Origin of the sequence: Streptomyces justiciae (assembly GCF_015163075.1) — a bacterium.
Lineage (GTDB): Bacteria > Actinomycetota > Actinomycetes > Streptomycetales > Streptomycetaceae > Streptomyces > Streptomyces justiciae.
In genome coordinates this window covers 450,791-465,698 of sequence record NZ_JADDXU010000005.1, presented here as the reverse complement: position 1 = coordinate 465,698, position 14,908 = coordinate 450,791, and the positions used below count along the sequence as shown (strand labels likewise).

General features: G+C 70.9%; 8 protein-coding genes and 1 pseudogene. 8 read left to right on the top strand and 1 reads right to left on the bottom strand.

All coding sequences use genetic code 11. The features are described 5' to 3' along the window. Positions 1–45 precede the first annotated feature (45 nt). From IQ210_RS17425 to IQ210_RS17395, 8 genes and pseudogenes are all read left to right on the top strand, one after another. Positions 46–1,866, top strand: a complete 1,821-nt coding sequence (locus tag IQ210_RS17425) for an ABC transporter ATP-binding protein (RefSeq protein WP_194079914.1) — start codon at positions 46–48, stop codon at positions 1,864–1,866. Beyond that, entirely contained in the window at positions 1,863–3,725 is a 1,863-nt protein-coding gene (locus IQ210_RS17420) for an ABC transporter ATP-binding protein (RefSeq protein WP_194079913.1), read from the top strand. The genes IQ210_RS17425 and IQ210_RS17420 overlap by 4 nt, the downstream gene beginning before the upstream one ends. A gap of 19 nt (positions 3,726–3,744) precedes the next feature. Then, a complete protein-coding gene (locus tag IQ210_RS17415; RefSeq protein ID WP_194079912.1) occupies positions 3,745–5,517 on the top strand; it encodes an ABC transporter ATP-binding protein in 1,773 nt (590 codons plus the stop codon). Beyond that, a pseudogene (locus IQ210_RS17410) lies at positions 5,514–6,722 on the top strand (ABC transporter transmembrane domain-containing protein); the annotation flags it as partial. The gene IQ210_RS17415 and the pseudogene IQ210_RS17410, both read left to right, overlap by 4 nt. Before the next feature lie 73 nt (positions 6,723–6,795). Beyond that, positions 6,796–7,269, top strand: a complete 474-nt coding sequence (locus IQ210_RS48480) for an ABC transporter ATP-binding protein (RefSeq protein WP_407699704.1) — start codon at positions 6,796–6,798, stop codon at positions 7,267–7,269. Positions 7,270–7,596: 327 nt separating this feature from the next. Then, the gene (locus tag IQ210_RS17405; protein WP_265679118.1) at positions 7,597–9,606 is read left to right on the top strand and encodes a M4 family metallopeptidase; all 2,010 of its coding nucleotides are present in this window, start codon (positions 7,597–7,599) and stop codon (positions 9,604–9,606) included. Between the two features lie 208 nt (positions 9,607–9,814). Then, positions 9,815–11,482: a M4 family metallopeptidase gene (locus IQ210_RS17400; protein ID WP_194079910.1), complete on the top strand. Its 1,668-nt coding sequence runs from the start codon at positions 9,815–9,817 to the stop codon at positions 11,480–11,482. Between the two features lie 69 nt (positions 11,483–11,551). Then, on the top strand, positions 11,552–12,079 hold the full coding sequence (locus tag IQ210_RS17395) for a DUF1990 domain-containing protein (protein ID WP_194079909.1): 528 nt from the start codon (positions 11,552–11,554) through the stop codon (positions 12,077–12,079). A 37-nt stretch (positions 12,080–12,116) separates the two neighbouring features. Here IQ210_RS17395 and IQ210_RS17390 read toward each other — a convergent pair whose 3' ends face one another. Further along, positions 12,117–14,738 (bottom strand): glycosyltransferase family 1 protein, encoded by a 2,622-nt coding sequence (locus tag IQ210_RS17390; RefSeq protein ID WP_194079908.1) that lies wholly within the window; start codon positions 14,736–14,738, stop codon positions 12,117–12,119. Between the last annotated feature and the right edge of the window lie 170 nt (positions 14,739–14,908).

Genomic DNA, 14,908 nt, shown 5'->3' with positions numbered 1-14,908 from the left:
AAACTCGGTGGGCGTTGTCAGTGCCGATCCGTAGGCTCGCTGCTGATGCCCACGACACGTGCAACCCCCGGGAAACGCTCCGCCGTCAGAACCCTGCTGCGCCTGTGGCCGTACGTCAGACCGGTGCGGGCGCGGCTGTTCACCGCCGCGTTCGTCGCGGTCCTGGCCTCCTGTACGGGCCTGGTGATCCCGCTCGTCCTGAAGTGGATGGTGGACGGACCGGTCGCCGACCGGGACCCGGCGGGGGTGTGGCTCGGGGCGCTGTTCCTGCTGTTGCTGGGCTTCGGTGAGGCGCTGCTGTTCGGGCTGCGGCGATGGCTGGTGGCCCGGCCGCTGTCGCATGTCGAGGCCGAGATGCGGGCGGATCTGTACGGGCATCTGCAACGGCTGCCGGTGGCCTTCCACGACCGGTGGGCGTCGGGTCAGCTGCTGTCGCGGGGCACGACCGACCTGATGCTGCTGCGCATGTTCCTGGCGTTCCCGCTGACGTTCCTTCTGGTCAACAGCGTGACGATCCTCGTCGGCGTGATCATCATGCTGATCCAGGACTGGACACTCGGGCTGGTGATCCTGGCGCCCGCGGTCCCGGTGATCGTCTCCTGTCTGCTCTTCGAGCAGCGGTACTCCTCGGTGGCCCGGCAGGCGCAGGACCAGGTCGGCGACCTGACGACGGTCGTCGAGGAGAGCGTCCTCGGCATCCGCATCATCAAGGGCTTCGGCCGGCACCGCAGCCAGGCGCGGGCGTTCTGGGAGCTGTCGCGGACGCTGCGCGGGACGGAGCTGCGCAAGGCGCGGCTGCTGGCCGCGATCCTGAGCGTCATCGTGACGCTGCCGGAGGTGGCGATCGGGGCGGCGCTGGTGCTGGGGTCGGTGCAGGTGGCGGACGGGGAGCTGTCGGCGGGGACACTGGTGGCGTTCCTGTCGACGGCGCTGGCGCTGCGGTGGCCCATCGACTCGATCGGCTTCCTGCTGGCGATGAGCCAGGACGCGGCGAGCGCGACGGAGCGGTACTTCGAGGTGATGGACGAAGCTCCGGAGGCGGAGACGTCCCTGAGGGGCGCGGGGCTGTATCAACATGCGGCTCCGCCACGGGGCGCGACCAGCCCCCACCCGCCCGCACCCGACAACGATGGCCTCCGGTTCCACAACGTCCGTTTCCGCTACCCCGACGCCGCCCCCGACTCACCGCCCACCCTCGACCGCGTCGACCTCCACATCCGCCCCGGCGAGTCCATGGCGCTGGTCGGCGCGACGGGCAGCGGCAAGACGGCCCTCACCGCGCTGGTCCCCCGCCTCCACGAACTCACGGACGGCCACATCACCCTCGACGGCGAGGACATCACCGCCATGTCCCGCGAGGAGCTGCGCTCCCTCGTGGCGATGGCCTTCGAGGAACCCACGCTCTTCTCCGCGAGCGTCGGCGAGAACGTCCTGATGGGCGCCGACGGCCACGAACTGGACCGCGCCCTGTCCATCGCCCAGGCCGACTTCGCGCACGCCCTCCCCCAGGGCACCGACACCAAGATCGGCGAGCAGGGCCTCAGCCTCTCCGGCGGCCAGCGCCAGCGTCTCGCGCTGGCCCGCGCGGTCGTCGGCAGGCCCAGGTTCCTCGTCCTGGACGACCCGCTGTCCGCGCTGGACGTGCACACGGAGGCCGCGGTCGAGGCCGCCCTGCGTGACGTGCTCGCGGACACCACCGCCCTGATCGTCGCCCACCGCCCGTCGACCGTGCTGCTCGCCGACCGGGTGGCGCTGCTGTCGGAGGGCCGTATCACCGCGGTCGGCACCCATCAGGAACTGCTGCGGACGAACGCCGAGTACGCCCATCTCATGTCCGGCTCAGGGGAAACGGAGGACGCCCGATGACCGCGCCGCCGACGGCCGCGCCCACCACCGCCGACGACGAGGCGGAACCGGACGTCCCCGAGAAGGCGGGCGACCCCTTCGACCGTGACGTCCTGCCCACCCCGCCCCGCGCGACCTCCACCCTGCTGCGCTCCCTGCTCGCCCCGATGAAGGCCCGCGTCGCCCTCACCAGCTTCCTGCTGCTGCTCCAGCAGGCGGCGGTGCAGGCGGGGCCGCTGCTGGTGGCGTACGCGATCGACAGTGCCGTACCGGCGTTCCGGGAGGACCGGCACGGGCCGCTGATGGCGGTCGGGGTGGCCTACCTGCTGTGCTCGGTGGCCTCCGGCGGCCTGCAGTACGCGTTCATCCGCGCCTCGGCCCGGGTCAACCAGGACGTGCTCCTCGATCTGCGTGGCCGGATCTTCCGGCACGCCCAGGCGCTCAGCGTCGACTTCCACGAGCGCTACACGAGCGGCCGTCTGATCTCCCGCTCCACCACGGACGTCGAGTCGCTGCGCGAGCTCCTCAACGAGGGCCTCCAGGAGCTGATCACGGTCATCCTGTCCTTCGTCTACATCTCGGCGATGCTGCTCTGGCTGGACGTCGGCCTGGGCGCGGTGGCGGTGGCGTCGTTCGTGCCGCTCTACCTCCTCGTACGGAACTACCGCCGACGCGCGGGACGCGTGTACACGCTCCGCTCGACGGCCATCGCCGCCGTCATCGTGAAGTTCGTCGAGACGATGAACGGCATCCGCCCGGTGCGGGCGTTCCGCCGGGAGGCCGCCAACGACGCCGAGTTCGCCGTACTGAACAAGCGCCACGAACGCACCAACGGCGACGCCCTGTTGGAGATGGCCCGCTATGTCGTCGGCTCCCGGCTGGTCGCCAACACGGCGGTCGCGCTGATCGTGCTGTGGGGCGCCTACCGGGTGGCGGGCGGCTCGCTGGAGCTGGGTGTGCTGGCGGCGGCGGTTCTGTATCTACGACGGCTGTACGACCCCATCGACCGCCTGGGCATGTTCCTCAACTCGTACCAGTCGGCGGCGGCTTCACTGGAGAAGATCGCGGGCCTGCTGGCCCAGACCCCGTCGGTTCCCGAGCCCGTCACGCCCCGCGAACTCCCGCCCCTGGAGTCCGAGCACCCCGGCCGTGAGGTCGTCTTCGACGGCGTCCGCTTCGGCTACCGCACCGGCGGCGAGATCCTCCCCCGCTTCGACCTCACCCTCCCCGCCGGGCAGACGGTCGCGGTCGTCGGCTCCACGGGCGCCGGCAAGTCGACCCTCGCCAAGCTCCTCGCCCGCTTCTACGACCCGACAGCGGGCCGGGTCCTCCTCGACGGCGTCGACCTGCGCGACCTGTCCGTGCCCGAACTGCGTCGCGGGGTCGTGATGGTGACGCAGGAGGCGTTCCTGTTCTCCGGCACGGTCGCCGACAACATCGCCATCGGCCGCCCCGACGCCACGCGCGAGGAGATCGAGCGGGCCGCGAAGGCCATCGGTGCCCACGAGTTCATCAGCGCCCTGCCCGACGGCTACGACACCGACGTACGCAAGCGCGGCGGCCGTATCTCCGCGGGCCAGCGCCAACTGGTGGCGTTCGCACGGGCGTTGCTCGCCGACCCGGCCGTCCTGATCCTCGACGAGGCGACCAGCTCCCTCGACATCCCCGGCGAACGGGCGGTGCAGCGCGCGATGTCGACGGTGCTGCACGGCCGTACCGCCGTCGTGATCGCCCACCGGCTCTCCACGGTCGAGATCGCCGACCGGGTGCTGGTGATGGAGCACGGCCGGATCGTCGAGGACGGCCCGCCGGCCGAACTCATCGCGGGTACGGGCAGGTTCGCGGACCTGCACCGGGCATGGCGGGACAGCCTGGCGTGAGTCTCCGAGGGGGTTACAGGTGATCGACGCGTACGAGGACCCCGGCACGCCCGACCGCCGCGGCGGCTGGCACTACCTGTGGTGGCTGGTCCGCTGCCAGCCCGGCCGCTCCGCCCTCGGCGCGCTGATCGCCAGCGTCTGGATGGTGCTGCTGGCGGCGACGCCGTACCTGATGGCGAAGGCGATCGACGAGGGCCTGGAGCCGGGTGACCTCGGGATGCTCACGCTCTGGTCGGCCGCGCTGTTCCTGGTCGGCGCCTTCAACGCGTGGCTGAGCATCATGCGGCACCGCACGATGACGCGGGTCCGGATGGACGCCAACTTCCGCACGGTCAAGGTCGTCGTGGGCCACGCGGTCCGGCTGGGCGCCGCGCTGTCGCGGCGGGCGGGGGCGGGCGAGGTCGTCACGATCGGGGTGGGCGACGTCCAGACGATCGCCTCCGCGCTGACGGTGGTCGGCCCGGGCGTCGGTGCGGTCATCGCCTACCTCGTGGTAGCGGGGCTGCTGCTCTCCGTCTCGCCGGTCATCGCCGCGGTCGTCCTGCTCGGCATGCCGGTCATCGTCGGACTGGTGGGCCCGTTCCTCACCCGTCTCCAGGGCGCCGAGACCGAGTACCGGGACCGCCAGGGCGTCCTCACCGCCCGCATCGCCGACCTCGCCGGCGGCCTGCGCGTCCTCAACGGCCTGGGCGGCAAGGGCCTGTTCGCCGACGCGTTCAGGCGCGACTCGGGTCGGCTGCGCGAACAGGGCTACCGAGTAGGGGCGGTGACCAGCTGGGTCCAGGCCCTCGGCGTCGGCCTCCCGACCCTGTTCCTGGCGGTGGTCACCTGGCTGGCGGCCCGCCTCGCCGCCCAAGGGGACATCAGCATCGGCGAGTTGGTGTCGGTGTACGGCTATGTCGCGGTCCTGGTCGGCCCGGTGGCGTTCTGGGTCGAGTGCGGCTACATGCTGAGCCGGGGCGTGGTGGCCGCGCGGAGGGTCGTACGGTTCCTGAGCCTGGAGCCGATGGAGGACCGGGGAACGAGGGACGCCCCGGCGGAACCGTCGGTACTGCACGATCCGGAGTCGGGGGTTCGGATTCTGCCGGGCCGCTTGACGGCATTGGCGGGCGCACGTCCGGCGGAAACGGCGGAGGTGGTGGACCGCCTGGGCCGTTACGTCCCGTCGAGGGCGACGTGGGCCGAAGTACCACTGGACGAGATCGTCCTGGCCCAGATCAGACAGCGCATCCTGGTGGCAGACCACGAGGCAGATGTGTTCGCTGGAAAACTCCGAGAGGTGCTGACGCCGCTGAGGGGCGCGGGGAACTGCGCGACCAGCCACAACGGCGCCGCACCCGCCAACGAACCCCAAGACGCACCCCCTCCCGCGCACCTCACCTCCGCCCTCCACACAGCCGCAGCCGAAGACATCGTCCAAGCCCTCCCCGACGGCCTCGACTCCCCCATAGACGCGAACGCCCGCAACCTCTCCGGCGGCCAACGCCAACGCATCCGCCTGGCAAGAGCCCTCGCCGCCGACCCCGAGGTCCTCCTGGCCATAGAACCCACCTCCGCCCTCGACGCCCACACAGAGGCCCGAGTAGCCACCCGCCTCAAGGAAGCCCGCCAAGGCCGTACGACCGTCGTCACCACCACCTCCCCCCTCGTCCTGGCCCACGCGGACACCGTCATCCACCTGGTCGACGGCAAGGTCGCAGCCACCGGCACCCACCACGGCCTCCTCGACCACGACCCGGCGTACAAGGCCCTCGTGGCGAGGGACACCGACGCAGAGGAGCCCGTACGGTGACGACTTCCGGCCACCTCCCCGTGGCAGAGCCGGCCGACGTCAGAAGAGCCGCCCGACGTCTGATCCGCGCCGACCGCCCCGCGTTCATCGCCACCCTCGCCCTCAACGCCGCCGCGGCGATCGCGGGCCTCGGCGGCCCCTGGTTGCTCGGCCGGATCATCGACGAGGTCAGAGCCAAGGGCACCGTCGGCGCGGTGGACCGCCTCGCACTCGCGCTCCTCGTATGTGCCGTGGCGGAGCTACTGCTCGCCCGCTGGGCCCGCTTCGTAGGCCACCGTTTCGGCGAACGCACCCTCGCCCGGGTCCGCGAGGAGTTCGTCGACAGGACCCTCGCCCTGCCCGCGTCCACGGTCGAGCGGGCCGGCACCGGTGACCTCACCGCACGCGGCACCGCCGACGTCTCCACCGTCGGCACCACCCTCCGCGACGCCGGCCCCGACCTCCTCATCAACGCGGTCCGTTTCCTGATCGCGCTCGTCGCGGTGTTCGTGCTCGCCCCGCTGCTCGGCGTGGTCGGGGTGTTCGGTCTGACGCCCATCTGGTTCGCCCTGCGCTGGTATCTGCGCCGCGCCCGGGACGGCTATCTGGCCGAGGGCGCGGCCACTTCGGACGTAGCCGAGATCGTCGCGGCGACCGCGTCGGGGGCGCGCACGGTGGAGGCGCTGCGGCTGGAGGGCGAGCGGATCGCGGCGAGCCGGGACGCGCTCGAGACGGCGCGCCGCACCCGCTTCCACACCCTGTACCTGCGCAGCGTCTTCTTCCCGGCCGTCGAGGTGTCGTACGTCCTTCCGATCGCCGGGGTCCTGATCGTCGGCGGTGTGCTGTACACGCACGGGGCGATGAGCCTGGGGGCCGTGGTCGCGGCGGCCCTGTATCTGCAACAACTCACCGGCCCGCTCGACCAGATCCTGGTCCGGGTGGAGCAACTCCAGAGCAGCGGCGCCTCGTTCGCCCGGGTGGAGGGGCTCGCCCGGGCCCCGAAGGCCACCTCGGACGAGTCACCGACCCCCGCGGGCGACCGCATCGACGTGACCGGCGTGCGGTACTCCTACGGCCGGGGCGGCGAGGTCCTGCACGGGGTAGACCTCACCGTGCGGCCCGGGGAGCGGCTGGCGATCGTCGGTCCGTCCGGCGCCGGGAAGACCACGCTCAGCAGGCTGCTGGCGGGCGTCGACGCGCCCACCGAGGGCACGGTGACGGTGGGCGGCGTTCCGGTCGTCGCGCTCGGTCCCCGAGCAGCTGCGCCGCCAGGTCGTCCTGGTCACCCAGGAGCACCATGTGTTCCTGGGCACGGTCCGGGACAACCTGCGGATCGCCGAACCCGGCGCCGGGGACGAGGAGTTGTGGTCGGCGCTGGCCGCCGTCGGCGCCGACGGCTGGGTGCAGGAGCTGCCCGACGGCCTCGACACCGCGCTCGGGGACGGCGGTCACCGCACCGACGGCTCGCAGGCCCAGCAACTCGCCCTGGCCCGGGTGGTGTTGGCGGACCCGCACACGCTGATCCTGGACGAGGCGACGGCGTTGCTGGACCCGACGACCGCCCGGCACACCGAGCGCGCCCTGGCCGCCGTGCTCCAGGGCCGTACCGTCATCGCGATCGCGCACCGGCTGCACACCGCGCACGACGCGGACCGGGTGGCGGTGATGGAGGACGGCCTGCTGACCGAACTCGGTTCGCACGAGGAGCTGGTGGCGGCGGACGGGGCGTACGCGGCGCTGTGGCACTCGTGGCACGGGGACCGGCCGTCCTGACCTCGCCCTGACCTCGTCCTGACCTTCAGGCAAATTGCCCGTATAACGAACATGACCATCCGGGCAACGGACGATTTCCAGCCAACTTCCTGACGCGGTCCTGACAGAAACCGCAAACTCCTGCGACTCTTCCCACGGCCACGACACAGCAACCCCACAGCATGCGCACAGTGCTGTGCCGCGGTCGAACTCCCGCACGCGCAATGCCCGTTCTGCCCGGCCGGCCCACCAGCCGCCCGGTCTCCCCATGGCCGCGCGACCCGCGGCCCGCAGACGCAGGAGTCAGTGTTGAGAGAGAGTTCCTCCCACAGACGCACCTCCCACACCATGCACCGCCGTGCCGCCGCTGTCGCGCTCGTCGGTGTGTCCGCCCTGATCGCCGCGGCCGTCCAGTCGGGCGCCGCCACCGCAGCCCCGGAGAAGGCACCGTCGGCCGCGGGCAAGGTCATACCGGGCGCCGAGTCGGTCAAGCTGACCCCCGCCCAGCGCGCCGAGCTGCTGCGCACGGCGAACGCCGGCAAGGCGGACACGGCCAGGGAACTCGGCCTGGGCGCCAAGGAGAAGCTGGTCGTCCGTGACGTCGTCAAGGACGGCAACGGCACGATCCACACGCGTTACGAGCGGACCTACGACGGTCTGCCCGTCCTCGGCGGTGACCTGGTCGTCACCAGTACGAAGGCCGACGCCACCGCGTCCGTCACCAAGGCGACGAAGCAGACCATCAAGGTCGCCTCCGTGAAGCCGCAGCTGTCGACCGCCAAGGCCGAGAAGCAGGCGCTGAGCGCGGCGAAGGCGGAGAAGGCGAAGGGCCCCGAGGTCAGCCACGCCCCGCGCAAGGTGATCTGGGCGGCCGACGGCAAGCCGACGCTCGCGTACGAGACGGTCGTGGGCGGCTTCCAGCACGACGGCACCCCGCAGGAGCTGCACGTCATCACCGACGCGGCGACCGGCGCGCAGCTGTACTCGTGGGAGGCCATCGAGACCGGCACCGGCAACACGGTGTACTCGGGCACGGTCAACCTGACGACGACGCAGTCGGGTTCGACGTACAACCTCACCGACGGCGCCCGCGGCGGCCACAAGACGTACAACCTCAACCGCGGCACCTCCGGCACCGGCACCCTGTTCTCCGGCTCCGACGACGTGTGGGGCAACGGCAGCGCGTCGAACCTGGAGTCTGCGGCGGCGGACGCGCACTACGGTGCCGCGCTGACGTGGGACTACTACAAGAACATCCACGGCCGCAGCGGCATCCGCGGCGACGGGGTGGCGGCGTACTCCCGCGTCCACTACGGCAACTCGTACGTCAACGCGTTCTGGGACGACAGCTGCTTCTGCATGACCTACGGCGACGGCTCGGGCAACACCAACCCGCTCGTGTCGATCGACGTGGCCGGTCACGAGATGACGCACGGCGTCACCTCCAACACCGCGGGCCTCAACTACAGCGGGGAGTCCGGCGGTCTGAACGAGGCCACCTCCGACATCTTCGGCACGGCGGTCGAGTTCTACGCGGCGAACTCCAACGACGTCGGTGACTACCTCATCGGCGAGGAGATCAACATCAACGGCGACGGCACGCCGTTGCGTTACATGGACAAGCCGAGCAAGGACGGTGCGTCGAAGGACAGTTGGTACTCCGGTATCGGCTCGGTCGACGTCCACTACTCCTCGGGCCCGGCCAACCACTTCTTCTACCTGCTGTCCGAGGGCAGCGGCGCCAAGGTCATCAACGGCGTCAGCTACAACTCGCCCACCTCGGACGGGCTTCCGGTCACCGGCATCGGCCGGGACAAGGCCGAGAAGATCTGGTTCCGCGCGCTGACCACGAAGTTCACGACCACCACCAACTACGCGGCGGCCCGCACGGGCACCCTCGCGGCGGCCGGTGAGCTGTACGGCACGACGAGCACCGAGTACAAGGCGGTGCAGGACGCGTGGGCGGCCGTGGCGGTCGGTTCGCGCTCCGGTGGCGGCGGCGGTGGCGGTACGTCCTTCGAGAACACCGCCGACGTATCGATTCCGGACAACGGGGCCGCGGTGACCTCGTCGATCACGGTCTCCGGGCGGACGGGCAACGCGCCCTCCAACCTCCAGGTCGCGGTCGACATCGTGCACACCTACATCGGTGACCTCAAGGTCGAGCTGGTGGCCCCCGACGGCTCGGCGTACACCTTGAAGGCGTACGGCACCGGTGGCAGCGCGGACAACATCAACACCACGTACACCGTCAACGCTTCCTCCGAAGTCGCCAACGGGACATGGAAGTTGAGGGTCCAGGACAACGCGGCCATCGACACCGGCTACATCAACAGCTGGAAGCTCACCTTCCCGTAGGCCGGCCGTGCTCCACGGCTGATCGACAGGGCGCCGCCCCGGTGGTTCGACTCCCCGGGGCGGCGTCCTCGTTCACATTCCCGAAACGTTAACCGGACAGTCGGTTTCCAGCCAACATCACTTCAGGGTCATGACATGTACGCGCCCTTGATGTCACTCTTCCCTCACCCGCCGCACAACTTCGCAACCCCCACATCAAGGAGCTTGTGTGACCCCCGTCTACGCGCGTCACAAGCGCACCACTCTGGCCATCGCCACCGCCGTCGCGGCCGGAGCCCTCCTCACCACCGGTCTGACCACCGGTACCGCCGCCGCCCAGACCCCGGCGGAGGCAAGCGGCAAGGCCACCCTCGCCGCCGCGCCCCTCCAGCTGACCCCGGCCGCGCGCACCACGCTCATCAAGCAGCAGCAGGCCAGCGCCGCCGACACCGCCGAGGAGATAGGCCTCGGCGCCAAGGAGAAGCTGGTCGTCAAGGACGTCGTGAAGGACGCCGACGGCACGGTCCACACCCGCTACGAGCGCACCTACGACGGTCTGCCGGTCCTCGGTGGCGACCTGGTCGTCCACGAGTCGAAGTCCGGTGCGACCAAGGGCGTCACCAAGGCGACGACCAGGACCATCAAGGTCTCCTCCCTGACGCCGAAGCTGACCGTCGCCAAGGCGGAGAAGCAGGCGCTGTCCGCCGCCAAGGCCGCGGGCTCGGAGAAGACCGCCGCCGACGGCGCGCGCAAGGTCATCTGGGCCGGCTCGGGCACCCCCGTCCTCGCCTACGAGACGATCGTCGGCGGCTTCCAGGACGACGGCACCCCGAACCAGCTGCACGTCATCACGGACGCCGCCACGGGCGAGAAGCTCTTCGAGTACCAGGGCATCGAGAACGCGACCGGCACCGGCAAGAGCCTGTACTCGGGCACGGTCAGCCTGACCACCACCCTGTCGGGTTCGACGTACCAGCTGACCGACGGCTCGCGCGGCAGCCACAAGACGTACAACAAGGCCCACGGCACCAGCTCCTCCGCGGGCACGCTGTTCACGGACGCCGACAACACGTGGGGCACCGGCGCGGCCTCCAGCTCCACCACCGACCAGACGGCGGCCGTCGACGCCGCCTACGGCGCGGCGGAGACCTGGGACTTCTACAAGTCCACCTTCGGCCGCAGCGGCATCAAGAACAACGGCGTCGCGGCCTACTCCCGGGTCCACTACGGCAACGCGTACGTCAACGCGTTCTGGGACGACAGCTGCTTCTGCATGACGTACGGCGACGGCGAGAGCAACACGCACCCGCTGACCTCGCTGGACGTGGCCGGCCACGAAATGAGCCACGGCGTCACCTCGAACACCGCGGGCCTGAACTACTCCGGCGAGTCCGGCGGCCTGAACGAGGCCACCTCGGACATCTTCGGCACCGGCGTGGAGTTCTACGCGGCGAACTCGGCCGACCCCGGTGACTACCTCATCGGCGAGAAGATCGACATCAACGGCGACGGCACCCCGCTGCGCTACATGGACAAGCCCAGCAAGGACGGCGGCTCGGCGGACTCCTGGTCCTCCTCCGTCGGCAACCTGGACGTCCACTACTCGTCCGGCGTCGCGAACCACTTCTTCTACCTCCTCTCGGAGGGCAGCGGCGCGAAGACGATCAACGGCGTGAGCTACAACTCGCCCACGTCCAACGGCTCCACGGTCACCGGCATCGGCCGCGCCAAGGCGCTGCAGATCTGGTACAAGGCGCTGACGACGTACTTCACGTCGACGACCAACTACAAGTCGGCGCGCACGGGCACCCTGTCCGCGGCGGCCGCCCTGTACGGCTCCGGCAGCACCGAGTACAACGCGGTCGCGGCGGCCTGGTCGGCCGTGAACGTGAGCTAGCCCGAGGGGGGTTGGCGGGCGGCACCCGGGAGGAAGGCATTCCGGGGTGCCGCCCTACCCTTGTTTCCCATGCCGTCGAAAGAGCCCCCGAACCCCTTCACCTATGCCGACGTGGGCGCGACCCGCCGCCCCGGCTTCTGCCCACCGGACTTCCACCCGCTGCACGTCCGCACCCGCATCGGCGAGGGCGAACAGGTCTTCCGCCGCGCCTCCGAAGCGGTCCTGACCTGGGAGATGCACCGCGCGATGGGCGTGGGCATCGACGCGACAGCCGACCGCGCGGCCCCCGAGGTGGACGTCACGGTCACCCTGGCCGGCATGATCAAGGCCCCCTGCCGGGTGGTGTGGACGATCGAGGAACCCCGCCGCGCGGGCTGGGCGTACGGCACCCTTTCCGGCCACCCGGAATGCGGCGAGGAATCCTTCGTGGTCGACCGGACCGGCGACGGCACGGTGTGGCTGACGGTGTCGGCTTTCAGCCGGGGCGCGAAGTGGTACGCGAAGGCGGGCGGCCCCGCGACACGGGGATTGCAGCAGGCCTACGCACGCAGGTGCGGAAAGGTACTGCGCCGACTGACCGGACCGCACGAGGAGTAGCCCTCCGGCCGCTGCCCCGACACCCTGGCCACCCCCGTCACCGCATCAGCACCCCCGCGGCCTCCACCGCCTCCTCCGACGGCACCGCCACCAGGCCCAGCTCCGCGCCGGACGCCAGCAGGCGGTGGGACGGGAGGATGCGGACCGTGTAGCCGAAGGGGCCTGTCCGGTCCAGGGACAGGGGGCCCTCGTAGACCCACCTGCCCTCGGTGTCCGGTCCGCCCACCGGCTTCAGGGGTACCGTCAGCGCGTCCGTGATCCGGTCCTCCTCGTCGACCCGGCCCGACAGGGCCTGTACGTCGACGTCCTCGGGGCTCAGGTCTCCGAGGCCGACCACGACCCGTAGCCCCAGCGTCGTGCCCAGCTCCGCCGTCGCGGTCGTCACGGACGTCTCCACATGGTCGACCGTCACGCTCTGCCATGCGGACCGTACCCGCGCCTTCCATCCCGCCAGCTCCCGTGCCGCGTCCGGGTCCATCGCGCGGTGCGCGTGCGCGGCGGGGGTGTAGAGACGCTCCACGTACTCGCGGACCATCCGGCCGGCCAGCACCTTCGGGCCGAGCAGCGTCAGCGTCTGGCGGACCATCTCGATCCAGCGGTCGGGCAGGCCGCCCTGGCCGCGCTCGTAGAAGCGGGGGGTCACACGCTGTTCCAGGAGGTCGTAGAGCGCCGCCGCCTCGATGTCGTCCCGGTGGTCCGGGTCCGTGCCCGTGCCGTCCGCCGTCGGGATCGCCCAGCCGAAGTCCGGCTGGAACCATTCGTCCCACCAGCCGTCCAGCACCGACAAGTTGAGGCAGCCGTTCAGCGCCGCCTTCATGCCCGACGTGCCGCAGGCCTCCAGCGGGCGCAGCGGGTTGTTCAGCCAGATGTCGCAGCCCGGGTACAGCTTCTGCGCCATCGCCATGCCGTAGTCCGGGAGGAAGACGATCCGATGCCTCACCCGCGGGTCGTCCGCGAACCGCACCAGTTCCTGGACCAGCCGCTTCCCGCCGTCGTCCGCCGGGTGCGCCTTCCCCGCCACCACGATCTGGATCGGCCGCTCGGGGTGCAGGAGCAGGTCCATCAGCCGGTCCCGGTCACGCAGCATCAGCGTCAGGCGCTTGTACGACGGGACCCTGCGCGCAAACCCGATCGTCAGGACGTCGGGGTCGAGCACGCCGTCGATCCAGCCCAACTCCGCGCTGCCCGCGCCCCGTTGCCGCCAGGACGCCCGCAGCCGCTGCCGTACCTCCACCACCAGCTGCTCGCGCAGGTTCCGCCGCAGCTCCCAGATGTCCTGGTCCGGGATCTCGCCCACCGCGTCCCACCGGTCCGACGCGCCGACGGTCAGCGCGTCCTCGGTGCGCTGGGCGCCGATCTGCCGTGCGCCCAGGCGGAACACCTCCGGGGCCACCCAGGTCGGGGCGTGCACCCCGTTCGTGACCGACGTGATGGGGACCTCGTCCGCGTCGAACCCCGGCCACAGGCCCGAGAACATCTCCCGGCTCACCTGGCCGTGCAGCAGCGAGACCCCGTTCGCCCGCTGCCCGAGCCGCAGGCCCATCACGGCCATGTTGAAGAGGTTCGGTTCGCCTCCCGGGTACGTCTCCATGCCCAGGCGCAGGACGTGTTCGACGTCGATGCCCGGCAACTCGGCGTCGGGGCCGAAGTGATGGGCGACCAGTTCGCGGTCGAAGCGGTCGATGCCGGCGGGGACGGGGGTGTGGGTGGTGAACACCGTTCCGGCGCGGACCGATTCGAGTGCCGCGTCGAAGTCCAGGCCTTCCCCGGCGCACAGTTCGGCGATCCGCTCCAGGCCCAGGAAGCCCGCGTGGCCCTCGTTGGTGTGGAAGACCTCGGGCGCGGCATGTCCCGTCAGCCGGCAGTACGTCCGTACCGCCCGCACGCCGCCGATGCCCAGCAACATCTCCTGCAACAGGCGGTGTTCACTGCCGCCGCCGTACAGCCGGTCCGTGACGCCCCGCTCGCCGAGGTCGTTCTCCTCGACGTCCGAGTCGAGCATCAGCAGCGGCACCCGGCCCACCTGCGCCAGCCAGATACGGGCGTGCAGCTGCTTGCCGCCGGGCAGGGCGAGGGACACCTGCGCGGGGGCGCCGTCCTCCTCCCTCAGCAGCGCCACCGGCAGCTCGTTGGGGTCCAGGACGGGGTAGTGCTCCTGCTGCCAGCCGTCCCTGGACAGGGACTGGCGGAAGTAGCCGTGGCGGTAGAGCAGGCCGACCCCGATCAGCGGTACGCCCAGGTCGCTGGCCGCCTTCAGATGGTCGCCGGCCAGGATGCCCAGGCCGCCGGAGTACTGCGGGAGCGCGGCCGTGATGCCGAACTCGGGGGAGAAGTAGGCGACGGCGGCGGGGAGTTCGCCGGGCTGGGACTGGTACCAGCGCTCGCCGGAGACGTAGTCGTGGAGATCGTCGGCGACAGCGGTCAGCCGGCGCAGGAAAGGGCGGTCCTCCGCCAGTTCCGCGAGGCGCCGGGGCGGCACGCTGCCCAGGAGGCGTACGGGGTCGCCGCCCGAGGCGGCCCACTGCTCGGGGTCCACCGACTGGAAGAGGTCGCGGGTCTCCGCATGCCAGGACCAGCGCAGATTGCGCGCCAGGTCGCTCAACGGGCGGAGGGGCTCGGGGAGTACGGGTCGGACGGTGAAGCGACGGATAGCCTTCATGGGCACTGCCACCTCGTCAGGCGTGCGGAAGCGGACGCACCGCGTTGTGCGTCCCGTCGTCGACATCGACGGTATCGGTGAGGGGCCGCCGTAACCACGGTGCCGTGGCGGCGGACAGATCGGAATCAGTCCGGAAATCGCCGCAACCTTCACGCACCCCCCATGGCCGA